General features: G+C 66.6%; 16 protein-coding genes. 1 reads left to right on the forward strand and 15 read right to left on the reverse strand.

Translation table 11 applies throughout. The features are described from left to right. Window positions 1–2 precede the first annotated feature (2 nt). The 11 genes from A9J21_RS10445 to A9J21_RS10495 form a co-directional block, all read right to left on the reverse strand. Entirely contained in the window at window positions 3–1307 is a 1305-nt protein-coding gene (locus A9J21_RS10445; RefSeq protein WP_066735111.1) for an MFS transporter, read from the reverse strand. Between the two features lie 157 nt (window positions 1308–1464). Continuing rightward, window positions 1465–3000, reverse strand: a complete 1536-nt coding sequence (locus A9J21_RS10450) for a mannitol dehydrogenase family protein (RefSeq protein ID WP_066735114.1) — start codon at window positions 2998–3000, stop codon at window positions 1465–1467. A gap of 75 nt (window positions 3001–3075) precedes the next feature. Further along, window positions 3076–4287, reverse strand: a complete 1212-nt coding sequence (gene manD / locus A9J21_RS10455; RefSeq protein WP_066735118.1) for a D-mannonate dehydratase ManD — start codon at window positions 4285–4287, stop codon at window positions 3076–3078. 27 nt (window positions 4288–4314) lie between these two features. Beyond that, on the reverse strand, window positions 4315–5853 hold the full coding sequence (locus tag A9J21_RS10460) for a UxaA family hydrolase (RefSeq protein WP_066735120.1): 1539 nt from the start codon (window positions 5851–5853) through the stop codon (window positions 4315–4317). Window positions 5854–5871: 18 nt separating this feature from the next. Then, a complete protein-coding gene (locus A9J21_RS10465; RefSeq protein WP_066735122.1) occupies window positions 5872–6627 on the reverse strand; it encodes an SDR family oxidoreductase in 756 nt (251 codons plus the stop codon). 36 nt (window positions 6628–6663) lie between these two features. Beyond that, on the reverse strand, window positions 6664–7767 hold the full coding sequence (locus A9J21_RS10470) for a mandelate racemase/muconate lactonizing enzyme family protein (RefSeq protein WP_066735124.1): 1104 nt from the start codon (window positions 7765–7767) through the stop codon (window positions 6664–6666). Further along, entirely contained in the window at window positions 7764–9167 is a 1404-nt protein-coding gene (locus A9J21_RS10475; RefSeq protein ID WP_066735126.1) for a TRAP transporter large permease, read from the reverse strand. Before A9J21_RS10475 ends, A9J21_RS10470 begins: the two co-directional genes overlap by 4 nt. An 11-nt stretch (window positions 9168–9178) precedes the next feature. Then, complete coding sequence (locus A9J21_RS10480; protein ID WP_156545779.1) at window positions 9179–9802, reverse strand: TRAP transporter small permease; 624 nt, start codon at window positions 9800–9802, stop codon at window positions 9179–9181. Window positions 9803–9980: 178 nt separating this feature from the next. Continuing rightward, on the reverse strand, window positions 9981–10979 hold the full coding sequence (locus A9J21_RS10485) for a sialic acid TRAP transporter substrate-binding protein SiaP (protein ID WP_082926334.1): 999 nt from the start codon (window positions 10977–10979) through the stop codon (window positions 9981–9983). A 71-nt stretch (window positions 10980–11050) separates the two neighbouring features. Beyond that, window positions 11051–12076 carry an L-idonate 5-dehydrogenase gene (locus A9J21_RS10490; RefSeq protein ID WP_066735129.1) on the reverse strand — a complete coding sequence of 342 codons (1026 nt, stop codon included), beginning with the start codon at window positions 12074–12076 and terminating at the stop codon, window positions 11051–11053. Beyond that, window positions 12076–12813: a FadR/GntR family transcriptional regulator gene (locus A9J21_RS10495; protein ID WP_066735132.1), complete on the reverse strand. Its 738-nt coding sequence runs from the start codon at window positions 12811–12813 to the stop codon at window positions 12076–12078. The genes A9J21_RS10490 and A9J21_RS10495 overlap by 1 nt, the downstream gene beginning before the upstream one ends. Window positions 12814–13192: 379 nt before the next feature. On the opposite strand from A9J21_RS10495, the gene A9J21_RS32665 reads away from it, so the two are divergent. Then, window positions 13193–13747, forward strand: coding sequence for an RcnB family protein (locus A9J21_RS32665; protein ID WP_404851364.1), 555 nt, complete (start codon window positions 13193–13195; stop codon window positions 13745–13747). Window positions 13748–13861: 114 nt separating this feature from the next. Here A9J21_RS32665 and prmB read toward each other — a convergent pair whose 3' ends face one another. From prmB to A9J21_RS10520, 4 genes are read right to left on the reverse strand one after another with little or no spacing between them, the layout of a single operon-like run. Beyond that, the gene (gene prmB, locus A9J21_RS10505; RefSeq protein ID WP_066735135.1) at window positions 13862–14755 is read right to left on the reverse strand and encodes a 50S ribosomal protein L3 N(5)-glutamine methyltransferase; all 894 of its coding nucleotides are present in this window, start codon (window positions 14753–14755) and stop codon (window positions 13862–13864) included. Window positions 14756–14792: 37 nt separating this feature from the next. Then, complete coding sequence (gene dapE / locus A9J21_RS10510; protein ID WP_066735138.1) at window positions 14793–15944, reverse strand: succinyl-diaminopimelate desuccinylase; 1152 nt, start codon at window positions 15942–15944, stop codon at window positions 14793–14795. Between the two features lie 28 nt (window positions 15945–15972). Next, window positions 15973–16320 (reverse strand): arsenate reductase, encoded by a 348-nt coding sequence (locus tag A9J21_RS10515; RefSeq protein ID WP_066735141.1) that lies wholly within the window; start codon window positions 16318–16320, stop codon window positions 15973–15975. A 22-nt stretch (window positions 16321–16342) separates the two neighbouring features. Next, window positions 16343–16729, reverse strand: a complete 387-nt coding sequence (locus tag A9J21_RS10520) for a hypothetical protein (RefSeq protein ID WP_066735145.1) — start codon at window positions 16727–16729, stop codon at window positions 16343–16345. Window positions 16730–16749 lie beyond the last annotated feature (20 nt).

The following is a 16749-nucleotide window of genomic DNA, read 5'->3' on the forward strand; positions in this document are numbered from 1 at the left end:
GGTTACTTCGATTGCAGGTAGGCGGGTTCGCGCACCAGGCGCGTGCCGCAGAAGCTGATGGCGGCCGCGATCATCACGTAGATGGCCGGGGCCATGGTGCTGCCCGTGCTGGCGATCAGCCACGTGATAAAGAACGAGGCAAAGCCGCCGAAGATCGTCACGGCCAGGTTGTAGGCCACCGACAGGCCGGTGGACAGCACCTTGGCCGGGAACAGTTCGGCAAACGCGGCCAGGATCGGACCCGTGTAGGCGGCGATCAGCACGCCGAACACGATCTGGAACACCAGCAGCGAGCCCAGTCCCGGCGCGTGGTTGATATAGGCGAACATTGGCCAGGCCAGCACGAAGATCAGCGCGGCGGCGCCCGACAGCAGGCCACGGCGGCCCATGCGGTCGGCCATCCTGCCGACGATGGGCGCGAACACCATGATCGCCAGGCCACCGGCCATGCCGGCGACAAAGCCGGTGGATTGCGGCACCTTGAGCACCTTGACGGCGTAGGTCGGCATGTAGAACAGCAGCACGTAGGTGCAGACCGTCCACAGGATCACCATCGAGAAACTGGCGGCGGTCTGGCGCGGGTAGTCGCGCAGCACTTCCTTGAGCGGCGAGTCGGTCTTGTCGGTGGTGGCCTGGAAGGTGGGCGTCTCGTCGAGGTTGTGACGGATATAGAAGCCGACCGGGCCGATGATCATGCCGATCAGGAACGGCAGGCGCCAGCCCCAGCTATTGAGCGCCTCGGGGCTCAGCGTGGCGGTGACGAAGGTGCCCACGGCGGCGCCCAGCAGCACGGCCACGCCGATGCTGGCCTGGATCCAGCTCGAATAGTAGGCACGCTGGCGCTCGGGTGCGTATTCGGTCAGGAACGCGGTGGCGCCGCCCATTTCGCCGCCGGCGGAAAAGCCTTGCATCAGGCGCGCGATCACGATCAGCATCGGGGCAAACACGCCGATCTGGTCGTAGGTGGGCGCGATGCCGATCAGCGTGGTGCCGGCGGCCATCAGCAGGATGGTCAGCGACAGCGCCGCCTTGCGGCCCACGCGGTCGGCGTAGACGCCCAGGATGATGCCGCCCACGGGCCGCATGAAGAAGCCCACGCCGAACGTGGCCACGGCCAGCAGCAGCGAAGACAGGTCGTTTCCGGTGGGGAAGAACAGTTTGGCGATGATCACGGCGAAGAAGCTGTACACCGTGAAGTCGAACCATTCGAGGCCGTTGCCGATCACCGTGGCGATGATGGCGCGGCGGCGTTGACTGGCCCCGATCTGGGGCACGGTCTCCGCAAAGGCGGGGGCGCTGGCTTGCATGTCTCTCTCTCCCTGTTTGGCAGAACGCTGGGCAGCCCTTTTATGACAGGCTCTGGCCGATGGTAGGGGCGTCGCGGTGACCGGAGAAACGAAATCTGCGCATGCAGGCATGACGCCAGCGCATGCGTGGCCTGCGCTGGCGTCGGGCGAGCGTGGTCTAGGCGGTGCTGTTGACGCGTGTCAGCGCCCCCGTCACGCCGTGCGCGCACAACAATTCCAGCTGTGTGGCAACCGTATCGATGAATACCGTGGATTGCGCCAGGTCGCCAAACACGGGCGCAAAGCCGGCGATGGTGCGCACGCGAGCCTGTTCGCGTGTGCGGGCATCGAACAGTTTTTCGGTCTGGCGCGCGGCATCGGCCATGACGGCGGCCAGCGGCTGCGCCAGCGGGTCTTCGATCGGGAAGGCATTGCCGGCCTCGTCGTAGCCGCGCAGGAAGTGCAGCCAGGCGGCCACGCCCAGTGCCAGGCGCGCAAACGGCTGACCCGCCGCAAGGCGGTCGCGGATCGGTGCCAGCAGGCGCTGCGGGATCTTCTGGGACCCGTCCATGGCGATCTGGCGCGTGCGATGCCCGAGCGCGGGGTTGGTAAAGCGCGGCAGCAGGCTGGCGCGATAGGCGTCCACGTCGAGCCCCGGCAGCGGCGGCAGCGTGGGTTGCGTCTCGCGTTCCATGGTTTCCGAGATAAACGCATGCACGGCGGGCTGGGCGATCACGCGGTCGGTGGTCGGCCATCCCGCCAGCACGCCCATGTACGCCATCATCGACTGGCTGCCGTTGACCAGCCGGTGCTTGAGCACCTCGAACGGCCGGGCCTCGGCCACGAACTGCGCGCCGCCGGCTTCCCAGCGGGGACGGCCCGCCGCGAAGCGATCCTCGATCACCCACTGGAAGAACGGCTCGCCCACCACGGGCCACGCGTCGTACAGGCCCAGCGCCGCCGACACATGCGCCACGTCGTCGATGGTGGTCTTGGGCACGATGCGGTCCACCATCGTGTTTGGAAAGGTGCAGCGCGCCGCCACCCAGTCGTGCAGGGCCGGATCGATCTCGGCGCAGTACACCAGCAGCACGCGGCGCAGCGTATCGCCGTTGCTGGCCAGGTTGTCGCAGGACAGCAGCGTGACCGGCCCCAGGCCGCGCTCCATGCGCCGCTGCAGGCCCAGCGCCAGGTAGCCGATGGCGGTGACGGGGTGCGACACGCCGGACAGGTCCTCGATGATGTCGCGGTCGGCCCGGTTCAGTTCGCCCGTGGCCGGATCGTGGCAGTAGCCCTTTTCCGTGACGGTCAGGCTGATGATGTGGGTGTCGCGATGGGCGATGCGGTCGAGCACGATCTCGGGATCTTCCTCGGCCACCAGCACACCCAGCACGGCGCCGATCACCTGCAGCGTTTCGGCGGTGGCGCTGCGCAGGGCCAGTGTGTACAGGCCTTCCTGCGGCTTGAGGGCATCGCGCGTGTCGGGCCGGCGCAGCGATACGCCGATGATGCCCCAGCGCTGCCCTTCGTCGCCCATGGCTTCGATGGCGGCTTCGGTGATCTCCGCCTGGTGGCCGCGGTGGAAGGCACCGATCCCAAGGTGAACAATGCCCGCGCGCAGGGTGTCGCGCGCGTACCCGGGACGCCGCACATGGGGCGGCAGCGCGCCAAGCCGGGCAGGATGCAGACGCGGCAACTGTTCGATATCGCTCATCGTGGTCTCCTTGTCAGGCCTTGCGGTCAACGCTCAAAGCTCTGCGGCCGATCTGCACGGCCGCGCTACCCCTGGCTACCAGTGCCACAGCGTGCCATCGTGCGCCAGCCGGTTCACCGGCAGGTAGGCGCGCTGGTACGGGTACTTCGCGGCCAGCGTTTCGTCGATGTCCACCCCGTGGCCCGGCGCATCGCCCGGGTACATCATGCCGTCCCGGAACGTGTACGCGTGCGGAAACACGGCGTCGGTCTCCTCGGTGTGACGCATGTACTCCTGGATACCGAAGTTGGGCACCCAGAGATCGAAATGCAGCGCCGCGCCCATGCAGGCCGGCGACAGGTCCGTGGCGCCGTGGCAGCCGGTGCGCACCTGGTACATCGCGGCAAAGTCGGCTATGCGCCGCAAATGGGTAATGCCGCCTGCATGGACCACCGTGGCACGAATATAGTCGATCAGCTGTTCCTCAAGCAGAGTCTTGCAGTCCCAGATGCTGTTGAAGATCTCGCCCACGGCCAGCGGCGTGACCGTGTGCTGGCGGATCAGACGGAAGGCGCGCGGGTCTTCGGCGGGCGTGGCATCTTCCATCCAGAACAGCCGGAACGGCTCCAGCGACCTGCCCAGCCGCCCGGCCTCGATGGGCGTCAGCCGGTGATGCACATCGTGCAGCAGGTGGATGTCGGGGCCCACGGCGTCGCGCACCTTGTCGAACAGCTTCGGGGTGTGGTCCAGGTAGCGTTCGGTGCTCCAGTCGTGCTCGGACGGCAGGTTGGCATCGGCCGGCTCGTAGAACAGCCGGTCGCGCGACACGCCGTACACCTTGTTCAACCCCGGCACGCCAGACTGCGCGCGGATCGCCTTGTAGCCCATTTCCTTGTAGCGCAGCACTTCTTCCACGGTGTGGCCGATGTCGCTGCCGTTGGCGTGGCCGTAGACCATCACCCCGGTACGGCTCTTGCCGCCCAGCAGCTGGTACAGCGGCAGGTTGGCGGCCTTGGCCTTGATGTCCCACAGCGCCGTGTCCACGGCGGCAATCGCGCTCATGGTCACCGGGCCGCGCCGCCAGTAGGCGCCGCGGTACAGGTATTGCCAGATGTCCTCGATCTGGTGCGCGTCGCGTCCGATCAGGCACGGGATGACGTGATCCTCCAGATAACTGACCACGGACAGCTCGCGGCCATTGAGCGTGGCGTCGCCGATACCGGTCAGTCCTTCGTCGGTCTCGATCTTCAGCGTGACGAAGTTGCGTCCCGGGCAGCAGACGATAACGCGTGCGTTGGTGATCTTCATGCAGGTCTCCGGCTGTGCAGCGGTGGGTTACATCACGGCGCCTAGCGCCCAGGGCACGAATTCGTTCTGGCCGTAGCCGTGCTGTTCGCTGCGCGTGCGGCGGCCCGAGGCGGTGTCCAGCATCAGCCGGAAGATGGCCGCGCCCTTGCCGGCAATGGTCGATTCGCCGTCGAGGATGTCGCCGCAGTTGATGTCGATGTCCTCGGACTGGCGCTGCCACAGCGCGTTGTTGGTGGACAGCTTCAGCGATGGCGACGGCGCGCAGCCATAGGCCGAGCCACGGCCCGTGGTAAAGCAGATCAGGTTGGCGCCGCCCGCCACCTGGCCGGTGGCCGACACGGGGTCGTAACCCGGGGTGTCCATGAAGACCAGCCCGTGGGCGCGTACCGTTTCGGCAAACTCGTAGACGTCCACCAGATTGGTGGTGCCGCTCTTGGCAACGGCGCCCAGCGACTTTTCCAGGATGGTGGTCAGCCCCCCGGCCTTGTTGCCGGCAGACGGGTTGTTGTCCATGCTGCCAGCATTGCGCGCGGTGTAGGCCTCCCACCAGCGGATGCGGGCGATCAGCCGGTCAGCCACCGCCGCCGAAACGGCGCGGCGCGTGAGCAGGTGTTCGGCCCCGTAGATCTCGGGCGTTTCCGACAGGATCGCCGTGCCGCCCTGTGCCACGAGCAAGTCCACCGCGGCGCCCAGTGCGGGATTGGCGGTGATGCCCGAGTAGCCGTCGGAGCCGCCGCATTGCAGGCCCACGGTCAGATGGCTGGCCGGCACCGGCTGGCGCGTGACGCGGTTGGCATCGTCCAGCAGCGCCTTCACGACGCCCACGCCGCGCGCCACGGTGCGGGCCGTGCCGCCGGTGTCCTGAATATTGAAGCTGTGAAAGCGCGGCCCGTCGGCCAGCGCCGACAGGCCGGGCTCGGCCAGCAGCGCGTCGATCTGGTTGGTCTCGCAGCCCAGGCCCACCACCAGCACCGCGGCGAAGTTCGGATGCCGGGCGTAGCCGGCCAGCGTGCGGCGCAGCACGCGCAGGTTCTCGCCGTCGCTGTCGGTGGCGCAGCCCGCGCCATGCGTCAGCGCCACCACGCCATCCACGTTGGGATAGGGCGCCAGCACCTCCGGGTGGATCTCGCGCCGGAAATGATCGGCAATGGCACGCGCCACGGTGGCCGAGCAGTTCACCGAGGTCAGGATGCCGATGTAGTTGCGCGTGGCGACGCGGCCATCGGCACGCACGATGCCGTCGAAGGTGGCCAGGGCGGTGGCTGGCGCGGTGTCGCGGACATCGCTGCCCGCCGCGTAGTCGCGTGCAAAGTCCCCCATCGCCAGGTTGTGGGTATGCACATGCTGGCCCGGCGCGATGGCCTGGCGCGCGAACCCGATGATCTGGTTGTAGCGCCGCACCGGCGCGCCTTCGGCAATGGCGCGCACGGCCACCTTGTGGCCCGGCGGTACCAGGCTGGCTACGGTGACGCCTTCCTGGTGCAGCACCGTGCCGGGCAGCAGCTGGCGGCACGCGATGACGATATCGTCGGCGGGATGGATCCGGATGACAGCCGGTGCGGACATGCGCGACCCTCCAGTGGCTTAGTTGGACCAGCCGCCGTCGATGACCTGGGCGGTGCCGGTGGTGAAGGCCGATTCGTCCGACGCCAGATATACGGCGAGCGCGGCAATCTCGGCGGCCGTGCCGATGCGGCCCATCGGCTGGCGGGCGATAAAGTCGGCTTCCACCTGCGCCAGCGTGCGGCCGCTGGCCGTGGCCTGGTTGCCGATGCGCTGGCGCAGCGACGGCGACTCCACGGTGCCCGGGCAGATCGCGTTGCAGCGGATGCCGCGCGTGATGTAGTCGGCGGCCACGGCCTTGGTCATGCCGATCACGGCGGCCTTGCTGGCGCCATAGACAAAGCGGTTCGGCGCACCCTTGATGCTGCCGGCCACCGATGCCATGTTGATGATCGACCCGCTGCCGGCGTCGAGCATGGCGGGCAGGAACGCGCGCATCATGCGATACATGGCGCGCACGTTCAGGTTCATCGAAAAATCAAAGGCCGCCTCGTCGCAATCGAGGATGGTGCCGTGGTGGACGAAGCCGGCCCCGTTGAACAGCACGTGGATGCGTCCGATCTCGCGCGCCGCGGCGTCGACGGCCGCGCCATCGGTCACGTCGAGCCGCCGCGTCGTGCAGCCGGGCAGGGCGGACAGCGCCGCCAGGGTTTCGGGGTTGATATCGGCGGCGATGACCTGGGCGCCTTCGCGCAGGAACGCCTCGGCCGTGGCACGGCCAATGCCCTGGCCGGCGGCCGTGACCAGCGCGATCTTGCCGGCGAGTCGTTGCGACATGGATGGCTCCTTATCGGTTCAAGCAGGTTTGTCTTGTCAGGAAACGGTGGCGCGCGCCGTGGCGCGGCGGTCAATGGCGGCCCAGTCCCAGTCGATGCCGAGTCCGGGCGAGCCGGGCGGCACGGCGTGGCCATCGGCAAAGGCCACGCGGCTGTGCGTGATGGCATCGAGCTGCGGGATGTACTCGACCCACGGGGCGTTGGGCACCGCCGCACAGAGCGACACATGCAGCTCCATCAGGAAATGGGGGCAGATGGGCACGTTGCAGGCTTCGGCCAGGTGCGCCACCTTGAGCCACGGCGTGATGCCGCCCACGCGGGCCACATCGGCCTGCACGATCGAACAGGCACCCTGGCGCAGGTAGTCGGCGAACTGGCCGATCGAGTAGAGCGATTCGCCCACGGCAACCGGCAGCGGGGTGGCGGCGGCCAGCCGGACGTGGCCGGACAGGTCGTCGGCCGGCAGCGGTTCCTCGAACCATGACAGGCCCAGGCCTTCATAGTGCGAAGCCCGCCGGATTGCCTCGGCCGACGTGAAGCACTGGTTGGCGTCGACCATCAGCGCGAAATGGTTGCCTACCGCCTCGCGCACGGCGTAGAGGCGGTCGAGATCCTCGGCCAGGTGCAGCTTGCCTACCTTGATCTTGGCGCCGTGGAACCCGGCCTGTTTGGCCGACAGCGTGGCGTGGACCAGTTCGGTGCGCGACAGGTGCAGCCAGCCGCCTTCGGTGGAGTACATCGGCACGCGGTGCTGCGCGCCGCCTGCGGCCAGCCACAGCGGCTGGCCGTCGCGGCGGCAGCGCCAGTCCCACAGGGCCGTGTCGATGGCCGCCAGCGCCAGGCTCGTGATGGCGCCTACCGACGTGGCATGGGTGCTGAACATCAGGTCGTGCCAGATCTGCTCGATGCGGGCCGGGTCGCGGCCAATCAGCTGCGGCGCCAGGTGGTCGCGCAGCAGCGCCATGACCGACGAGCCGCCCGTGCCGATCGTATAGCTGTAGCCCGTGCCCTCGCCGCCGTCGTCGCAGCGGATGCGCACCATCGGCGTTTCCTGGGTAACGAACGACTGGATCGCATCGGAGCGTGCAACGGGAGGCTGGAGATCGACCTGCAGCAGTTCAACGTGCGTGATCGTCGTCATTTGCTGCCTACCAGGTTGGGCAGCCACAGCGTGATTTCGGGCACGTAGGTAATGGCGATCAGCGTCAGGAACAGCGGGATCAGCCACGGCAGGATAGCCACCGTGGTGCGTTCCACCGACAGCCGCGCCACCCGCGCCAGCACGAACAGCACCATGCCAAGCGGCGGGTGCAGCAGGCCGATCATCAGGTTCAGCGTCATGATCAGGCCAAAGTGGATGGGGTCGATGCCGAGCTTGAGCACGATGGGCAGCAGGATCGGCACCAGGATCGTGATGGCCGCCGTGGTGTCGATAAAGCAGCCCACGATCAGGATCAGCACGTTCGCCAGCAGCAGGAACACCCACTTGTTGTGCGTGAAGCCCAGGATGGCGTCGGTCAGCGCCTGCGCGGCCTGGCTGGTGGTCAGCAGCCAGGCGAAGATCGACGCCGCCGTGACGATGAACAGCACCGAGGCGGTGGTTTCCACCGTATCGAGCGTGGCTTTTGCCAGCGCCCGCAGCGTCATCGACCGGTACCGCACCAGCCCCAGGAACAGCGCCCAGATTACGGCAGCCACGGCGGCCTCGGTGGGCGTGAACCAGCCCAGCGTCATGCCGCCGATCAGGATCACGGGCGCCATCAGCGCCATCACGGCCGAAAAGTCGAAGTACCAGTCCAGCGCCAGCAGTACCACCAGCGCGATCATGGCCGCCATGTTGGTCGACATGCCGGCCGACACCGCCAGCCAGATTGCCATCGGGAAGGCCAGCACCACGATGATTTCCACCGTGGCAGAGCCAAGCAGCTTCCACGAGAACGCGGTATCGCCCCCCCAGCCGCGCCGGTGCGCGATCCACGCCACGGTAGCCATCATGAACAGCGTCAGCACCAGTCCCGGCACGATGCCGGCCAGGAACAGGGAGCCGATCGACACATTGGCCATCATGCCGTAGATCACGAACGGCAGCGACGGCGGGATGATCGGGCCCAGCGTGGCCGATGCCGCTGTCACGCCCACGGCGAACTCGGTCTCGTAGCCATGGTCCTTCATCGCCTTGATCTCGATGGTGCCCAGGCCGGCCGCGTCGGCAATGGCCGTGCCGCTCATGCCCGAGAAGATCACCGAGCCGATGATGTTGACGTGGCCCAGGCCGCCACGCATCCAGCCCACCAGCGCCACCGCGAAGTTGTAGATGCGGCCGGTAATGCCGGCCACGTTCATCAGGTTGCCGGCCAGGATGAAAAACGGTACGGCCAGCAGCGGAAAGCTCTCCACGCCGGCGATCATGCGCTGGGCCAGGATCACGTCGGGCACGGTGCCGCTGGCCCAGATATAGAACAGCGACGCCAGCGCCATCGACACGGCCACTGGCATGCCCACCAGCATCAGCAGCAGGAACGAAGCAATCAGGATCCACATGCCGGGGCTCCTTAGTCGTCAAACGATTCGAAGGCTTCCGGGCGTTCCAGAATCGAATAGCCGTTGCGCCAGTTTTGCCAGGTCACCTGGATCGATCGCCCCAGCATCAGCACAAAGCCGAGCAGGGCTGCCCAGTACACATAGTTCTTGTTCCATTCGATGGTGGTCATCGGCTCCTCGCCCACGATGCCGATGTACTTCCAGACCAGCCACGCGGCGTAGCCCAGGAACGCGGTGCGCAGCACGTCGACCAGCGTGGACAGCACCCGCGCCGGGCCATGGGGCAGGTAGCGGTACAGCAAGTCGACCTGGATATGGCGGCTCTTGCGCACGCACATCGATGCGCCGATGAAGACCACGCCGATCAGGCAGTAGGTGGCGAGTTCCTCGGTCCAGGCCAGAGAATCGTTCATCACGTAGCGCGTGAAGAACTGCATGAAGACCAGCAGCGTCATGACCCAGAACAGGCCCACGGTGAACCAGTCCTCGGCGGCGTAGCCGGAAAGGTCCACCGGCTGCGCATCGGCGGCCTCGAAGGTGTGGACGATTTCCTCGACGGAAGTCATGTGCGGGGCGCCTTCGGGCGGCGGCGCTTCGGTGCCCCGCTCAGGCATGGCTTGGGAACGCATTTCCATTGGATGTCTCCGTTCCTGCAGGTTGTCTCCCCGTTCCCGCAGGCGGGAGCCGGGAGCGGGGCGAGGGTGTCGGGGTTCTGCTGCCGACGCGTCGAAACTTGAACCGCCGGGCACTCTCCACCAACCCCTCTCCCACGTTGCGGGAGAGGGGAGACAACCCACAGACAAGCAAAACTTGTTACTTCACTGCCTGGATCTTTTCCCAGTCGGCCTTGCGATAGCCCTGCGACTCGACGCTGATGTTCTTGAGCACGGCATCGCGATACTCGGGGATGCTGACCTCCGTCACGGTGATGCCTTTCTGCTTGAACACGGCCACCAGCTCCTTCTCGCGCGCCACCACATCGGCGGTGGCGCGGGCGGCGGCTTCCTGCGCCACATCCAGGAACATCTTGCGTTCCGGTTCGGACAGCTTCTTCCAGAGCGCGCCCGACACGATCGTGTTCAGGTGGTCGACGATATGGCCGGTCAGCACGATGTACTTCTGCACCTCGTAGAACTTCTTTGCCTCGATGGTGGTCAGCGGGTTCTCCTGCGCTTCCACGGTGCCGTTCTGCAGCGCCAGGTAGACCTCGGCGAAGGCAATCGGCGACGTGTTCACGCCGCAGGCCCGTGGCATGGCCAGGTACGCCGGCACGTCAGGCACGCGCATCTTCAGGCCCTTCATCTCGGTGCAGTGCGAGAACGGCTTGTTCGACGTGGACTGGCGCGTGCCGTAGTACGTGGTGGCCACGATATGGTTGCCGGTCTTCTGCTCGTAGCCGGCCGTCAGTTCCTTGTAGATGTCGCTCCGGGTGTAGGCCAGCAGGTGGTCGGGGTTGCGGAAGATATACGGGTAGTACGTCACGCCGATGCGCGGGAACGACTTGGCGGCGAAGCTGGAGCCCGAGATGATGATGTCCACCGTGCCCATCGCCAGGCCCTGGTTGATATCGTTTTCCTTGCCCAGTTGCGACGCCGGGAACACGTCGATCTGGTACTTGCCGTTGCTGCGCTTTTTGATCTCGTCGGCGGCCCACACCGACCACTTGTGGAACGGCTCCGAAGTCTCATAGACATGGGCCCACTTGAGCTTGACCGGGGCAGCCTGCTGGGCCAGGGCGGGGGTGGTCAGGGTGGCGGCGAGCAGCAGGGCCGCACCGAGCATGGACGAAAACTGCCGGCGACGAAGCGTCATGGTTGTCTCCTTTTTCGGTGAAAGATCCGCCGGTCTTATTGGGTGACCGGTCGGCATGCGAGGGCAAAACCTCACCCGGTCAACTGCACCTTGGTACTGCGGGATTTGTCCGCCGCCAGCCGGAACGCCTCGACGGCCTGCGCCAGTGGCAACTGCGCGGACAGCAGCGGCCGCACGTCGAGCCGCCGGGTGGTCAGGTACTGCACCGCCCAGTCGAACTCGCGACCAAAGCGGAACGCGCCCACGTAGTCGAGTTCGCGCGCCATGATGCTGTTGGCCGGAAAGTGCAGGCCTTCGGCGGGCAGCGTGCCAACCTGCACGATGCGCCCGCCCCGGCGTGTGGCCGTCAGGCATGTTCCCAGCGCCGCAGCGCTGCCGGCGGCCTCCAGGCTCACGTCGGCAATGTCCTGCAGTTCGCTGGCCGCTACCTGCGTGGTCAGGATGGTATGGTCGGCGCCCACCGCGGCGGCCACGTCGAGGGGACGCTGCGCGATATCGCACACGATGATCCGTGCCGCGCCGGCCAGTCGCGCGGCCATCACGGTCAGGCTGCCGATGGTGCCGCCGCCCGTGACCAGCACGGTCTTGCCGAGCAGCTCGCCCGCCCGGTTCACGCCGTGCAGTGCCACAGACAGGGGTTCGGCGAACGCCAGTTCGCCCAGCGAGATATCGGCATCGACGGGGGTGAGCTGCCTTTCGTGCATCAGGAAGTGCTGCCGGAACATGCCCTGCACGTGCGGAAACACGCTGGCGCTGCCCAGGAAGCGCATGTTGCGGCAAAGGTTGTCGCGGCCGGCGCGGCAGTAGTCGCACTGGCCGCAGGCATGCGACGGATTGATCGCCACCTTCATGCCCGGCGCCACGCGTGTCACGGCGCTGCCCACCGCCTCGACGATGCCGGAGGCTTCGTGCCCCGGCGTCAGCGGTTCCTTGATGACAAACGCGCCGACCTTGCCGTGGAAGTAATAGTGCAGGTCCGACCCGCAGATGCCGGCCGCGCCCAGGCGCACCAGCACGTCGTGCGCGCCCGGCGTGGCCGGGGCCACTTCGGTAAAGCGCAGGTCTTCGCTGGCATGGATATGGCAGGTCAGGGACATCACGACTCCTCGCTGTGGACTCTCACGTCTTTGCCATGGCCCGGCCAGGCCGCGTAGAAACGGTTGTGCGACAGTTCCAGGTGATCGCACATCGCTGCGCGCGCCGCGTCGGGCGCGCCGGAGGCAATGGCCCTCACCACGGCACGGTGTTCGGCGATGGCGGCGGTCCAGCTTTCGGCGTTTTCGAAATGGTTGCCAAACTGGGCGAACAGCGGGTTGTGGCGCTCGTCGAACAGCTCGGCCACCAGGCGCAGCAGCACGGCGTTCTCCGAGACCTCGGCAATGCGCAGATGAAACATGCGGTCGCCGCGCACGGGAATATTGCCGCCGCCCGCTTCTTCTTCCATCAGCGCGATCGATTCGGCCAGCGCTTCCAGCAGCGCGGGCGTGCAGTGTCGCGCGGCACCGGCCGCCATTTCCCCCTCGATCACCTGGCGGGCCCGGATCACGTCCAGCGGCGTGGCGGCCACGATGCCGCCAGCGTGCGAGGCCGGCGGCGTGGCATCGGCCGCGCAGGCATAGATGCCCGAGCCCATGCGGACTTCGACCAGGCCTTCCACCTCCAGCGCGATCAGCGCCTCGCGCACCGACGGACGCGACACGCCCAGTTGCACCGCCAGATCACGCTCGGGCGGCAGCCGCGCGCCAACGGGAAACTCGCCGCTTTCGATCAGCCGACGCAGCTGGTCGGCAATCTGGCGGTACAGACGACGCGGTTCGATCTGCTGAAGCGGCATGGGAATTCCCGGGCAGGCAGCGGACAAATGGTCAAGCGGTCTGACCAATTTCTAGGAGACTTTGCGCGGTGCTTCAAGAAAAACTTATGGCGCGCCGCAGCAGGGCAGGCGCGGCGAGGGAAAGGGAAGGGGAGCAGGGAAGATATGACACCGCTGCATGCCAAAACTACCGCAAACCACGCTTATCTTCGCGATTTCTTCAATTTGGGCGTGCACTGCACTTGCTTCGCAAGTGGCTGAAATCATTGAGGAAAATTGCTCCAAGAGAAGCCGGAAGGACATGCCGCCATCATGCGGGCCCCGCATTTGCTACTAAGCTTTCTTGGGATTGTCCTGCTTCTGGGGCAGTCTGACGTGTTCCATCTGTGAGGAGATCACGATGCAAACGAAGACGTTAATACCCGCCGTCCTGGTCGCCGCCGGCCTGCTGGCAGTGCCACTCGCACAGGCCCAGCAACAGCAACAAATACCGGGCCAGACCCAGCCGTCGGGTCCGACCCCGATGCCGTCGCCGGGCCAGGCAGGCGCCATGCCCCCGTCCGCGACACCCATGCCGCCGGCTACCAGCGGCAAGCCGGGCATGTCGCACAAGGGACAAAGCTCCGGCTCGCAAGGCAGCATGTCGCAGGGGGGCATGTCCCAGGGCGGCATGTCGCAGGGCGGTACGTCCCAGGGCGGCATGTCGCAGGGGTCGATGTCGTCCGGCCAGCCGGGCTCGATGCCGATGGGCGCACAGTCGCCTTACTCGCCCAAGAAATGGAACAAGGGTGAGAAGCTGCCGGCCGAATTCCGCGACCGTCAGTATGTGATCGACAAGTACAAGGACTACAACCTGCCCGCGCCCAAGAAGGGCTACCACTGGGTGGGCGTCGGCGCCGACTACTACCAGGTGTCGTCGAACGGCACGATCTATTCGGTGGGGCCGGGAGGCTGATCCGGGCAGGCGTCCTGCCATAAACAACGCCGCGATTTCCGCGGCGTTGTTTATGGTGTACGACCAGCGCCGCACATCGGATACAGGCCGTGACGTCTGGCCTCTGTTCGAAGCTCAGTCCGGCAGCGCGTCGTACGTCACCAGGAATGCCTGGTCATCCCCCGCGCTGACCGACAGCCAGACGATGTCCAGATCCGGGAAGGCGGCTTCCACGTTGTCGTGCTCGTTGCCGATTTCCACCACCAGCACGCCGCCCGGGTTCAGGCGTTTCTTGGCGCCGGCGATGATCCGGCGCACCACATCCATGCCATCGTCGCCGCCGGCCAGCGCCAGGCGCGGCTCGGCCAGGTACTCGGCGGGCAGTTCGCGCATCGACTGCTCGTTGACATAAGGCGGGTTGGTCAGGATCACGTCGTACGTGGCGCCCGAGGGCAGCGGGCCGTACAGGTCGCCTTCGAACAGCGCGATGCGCTCTTCCATCTTGTAGTCCGCCACATTGCGGCGGGCCACGGCCAGGGCGTCGGACGAGATGTCCACGGCGTCGATGCGGGCGTTCGGCCAGACGTGCGCGGCGATGATCGGCAGGCAGCCCGAGCCAGTGCAGAGTTCCAGCACCGGTCCGATCTGCCCGATATCGCCCAGCCACGGCTCCAGGCCCTCTTGTAGCAATTCGCCGATAAAGCTGCGCGGCACGATCACGCGCGAATCCACGTAGAAGCGCAGGCCATGCATGAACGCTTCATGGGTGATGTAGGCAGCCGGCACACGTTCGGTTACGCGGCGGTCGATCACCTTCAGCACCGCGTCGACTTCCTCGGGCAGCAGGCGGGCGTCCAGGAACGGGTCGAGCGTGTCGAGCGGCAGGTTCAGCGTATGCAGCACCAGGTAGGCCGCTTCGTCGTACGCGTTGGCGCTGCCGTGACCGAACGACAGCCGGGCGGCGGTAAATCGGGAAACGGCCAGGCGCAGCAGGTCGCGGACGGTCTTCAGGGGAGATGGGGTAGCCATGGGGGTTGGTCGCTCCAATAGTCAGTCGATCAGGCGATCAGGCAATCAGGCGTTCCAGCACGCCACGGTAAACATTCTTGAGCGGCTCGATAAAGCGCAGTTCCACGTGTTCGTCGATCTTGTGGATGCTGGCGTTCGGCGGGCCGAATTCAATCACCTGCGGGCAGATCCTGGCGATAAAGCGGCCATCGGACGTGCCGCCCGTGGTCGACAGCTCGGCCGTCACGCCGCATTCGGCGGCAATGGCGGCCGACAGCGCTTCGGACAGATCGCCACGCGGCGTCAGGAACGGCTCGCCGCCCAGCGTCCAGTCCAGCGTGTATTCCAGGCCGTGCTGGTCCAGGATGGCATGGACGCGCTGCTTCAGGCCGTCCGGCGTGCTGGCCGTCGAGAAGCGGAAGTTGAAATCGATGGTCACATGGCCCGGAATCACATTGGTGGCGCCGGTGCCCGCGTGGATATTCGACATCTGCCACGTGGTGGGCGGGAAGTACTCGTTGCCCTGGTCCCACGTCTCGGCCACCAGCGCGGTCAGCGCCGGCGCGGCCAGGTGGATCGGGTTGCGTGCCAGGTGCGGGTAGGCGATATGGCCCTGCACGCCCTTGACCGTAAGCTTGCCCGACAGCGATCCACGGCGGCCGTTCTTGACCATGTCGCCCAGCGTGTCGACCGAAGTGGGCTCGCCCACCACGCAGTAGTCCAGGCGTTCGCCACGGGCCTTCAGCGCTTCCACCACCTTCACGGTGCCGTCGTGCGCGGGGCCTTCCTCGTCGCTGGTGATCAGGAACGCGATCGAACCGGCGTGGTCGGGGTGCTGGGCGATGAATTCCTCGCAGGCCACCACGAAACCGGCAATCGACGTCTTCATGTCGGCCGCGCCACGGCCGTAGAGCTTGCCGTCGCGGTGCGTGGGCTCGAACGGGTCAGACGTCCATTGCTCCAGCGGGCCGGTCGGCACCACGTCGGTGTGGCCGGCAAAGGCCAGCAGCTTGCCCGCCGTGCCCTGCGTGCCGCGCTTGACCGCCCACAGGTTGGTCACGCGGAAGGTGTCAGGGCCGCTGACGATGTTCTCGCAGGTAAAGCCAAGCGCGGACAGGCGCGCTTCCAGCACGGACTGGCAGCCTTCGTCGGCAGGGGTGACCGAGCGGCGGCGCATCAGGTCTTCGGTCAGGGCAAGGGTCGGGTTCATGGTGCGGGGTGGTGCGAAATTCGTTTCTTCAGAACAGCGAGGCGTACGTGTCGGCGGAAAACCCCACGCTGACATTGCCATCGCGATCCAGTACCGGGCGCTTGATCAGCGACGGGCTGGTCTGCATCAGGGCCACGGCGCCGGCCTCGCTTTCCGCCTTCGTCTTGTCGGCGTCGGACAGCGCGCGGTACGTCGTGCCTTTCTTGTTCAGCAGCGTGGTCAGTGGCACGTGCTTGAGCCAGGCGCGCAACATCTTTTCGTCGACGCCTTGCTTCTTGAAATCGTGGAACGTGTAGTCGACGCCGTTCGATTCCAGCCACGTGCGGGCCTTCTTGACGGTGTCGCAGTTGGGAATGCCGTAGAGCAGGACGGTCATGGTGCGTGCAATCGGAACGAGGTTAACGGAACAGCAGGTTGATCGCGATGATCAGCCCGCCCAGGCCGAATGCCACGCCCGCCATGGCCACGGCCGTCATCAGGCGCAGCCGGCGGTCCAGGCGCGCGGCCTCGCGGCGCAGGGCCTCGATCGTGATGGCGTGCTGCTCGGCCAGCAGCTTGACCGCTTCGGCCTGCTGCACGGCGGCCGCTTCCAGTTCCGCGATGCGTGCGGCGGGGTCGCGTGGCGGCTCGGCGTCGGCCGCCTGCGCGCCTTCATCCTTGCGCTTGCCCTTCTTGAGCTTCTCGATGGTCTTGTTGGCCTGTTCGAGAATGGTGGGCAGCAGGGAGAGCACGGTACTGACGGTGGCGGGGTCGAGGGCCATGAGTCGCTTGCGGAGGGATGGCATCGGCGGGGTGGTGGGCCCCC

The sequence above is a fragment of the Cupriavidus sp. D384 genome (assembly GCF_001652915.1).
In the GTDB taxonomy this organism is placed as follows: Bacteria; Pseudomonadota; Gammaproteobacteria; order Burkholderiales; family Burkholderiaceae; genus Cupriavidus.

Bases quoted from the DNA above. Each gene is read 5' to 3' on its own strand.
- A9J21_RS10450 (WP_066735114.1), bottom strand. From the start codon at position 3,000: ATGAGCGATATCGAACAGTTGCCGCGTCTGCATCCTGCCCGGCTTGGC.
- A9J21_RS10495 (WP_066735132.1), bottom strand. From the start codon at position 12,813: ATGCCGCTTCAGCAGATCGAACCGCGTCGTCTGTACCGCCAGATTGCC.
- A9J21_RS10445 (WP_066735111.1), bottom strand. From the start codon at position 1,307: ATGCAAGCCAGCGCCCCCGCCTTTGCGGAGACCGTGCCCCAGATCGGG.
- A9J21_RS10515 (WP_066735141.1), bottom strand. From the start codon at position 16,320: ATGACCGTCCTGCTCTACGGCATTCCCAACTGCGACACCGTCAAGAAG.
- A9J21_RS10520 (WP_066735145.1), bottom strand. From the start codon at position 16,729: ATGCCATCCCTCCGCAAGCGACTCATGGCCCTCGACCCCGCCACCGTC.
- A9J21_RS10465 (WP_066735122.1), bottom strand. From the start codon at position 6,627: ATGTCGCAACGACTCGCCGGCAAGATCGCGCTGGTCACGGCCGCCGGC.
- A9J21_RS32665 (WP_404851364.1), top strand. From the start codon at position 13,193: ATGCAAACGAAGACGTTAATACCCGCCGTCCTGGTCGCCGCCGGCCTG.
- A9J21_RS10480 (WP_156545779.1), bottom strand. From the start codon at position 9,802: ATGGAAATGCGTTCCCAAGCCATGCCTGAGCGGGGCACCGAAGCGCCG.
- A9J21_RS10470 (WP_066735124.1), bottom strand. From the start codon at position 7,767: ATGACGACGATCACGCACGTTGAACTGCTGCAGGTCGATCTCCAGCCT.
- A9J21_RS10460 (WP_066735120.1), bottom strand. From the start codon at position 5,853: ATGTCCGCACCGGCTGTCATCCGGATCCATCCCGCCGACGATATCGTC.
- A9J21_RS10485 (WP_082926334.1), bottom strand. From the start codon at position 10,979: ATGACGCTTCGTCGCCGGCAGTTTTCGTCCATGCTCGGTGCGGCCCTG.
- prmB (WP_066735135.1), bottom strand. From the start codon at position 14,755: ATGGCTACCCCATCTCCCCTGAAGACCGTCCGCGACCTGCTGCGCCTG.
- A9J21_RS10475 (WP_066735126.1), bottom strand. From the start codon at position 9,167: ATGTGGATCCTGATTGCTTCGTTCCTGCTGCTGATGCTGGTGGGCATG.
- A9J21_RS10490 (WP_066735129.1), bottom strand. From the start codon at position 12,076: ATGTCCCTGACCTGCCATATCCATGCCAGCGAAGACCTGCGCTTTACC.
- dapE (WP_066735138.1), bottom strand. From the start codon at position 15,944: ATGAACCCGACCCTTGCCCTGACCGAAGACCTGATGCGCCGCCGCTCG.
- manD (WP_066735118.1), bottom strand. From the start codon at position 4,287: ATGAAGATCACCAACGCACGCGTTATCGTCTGCTGCCCGGGACGCAAC.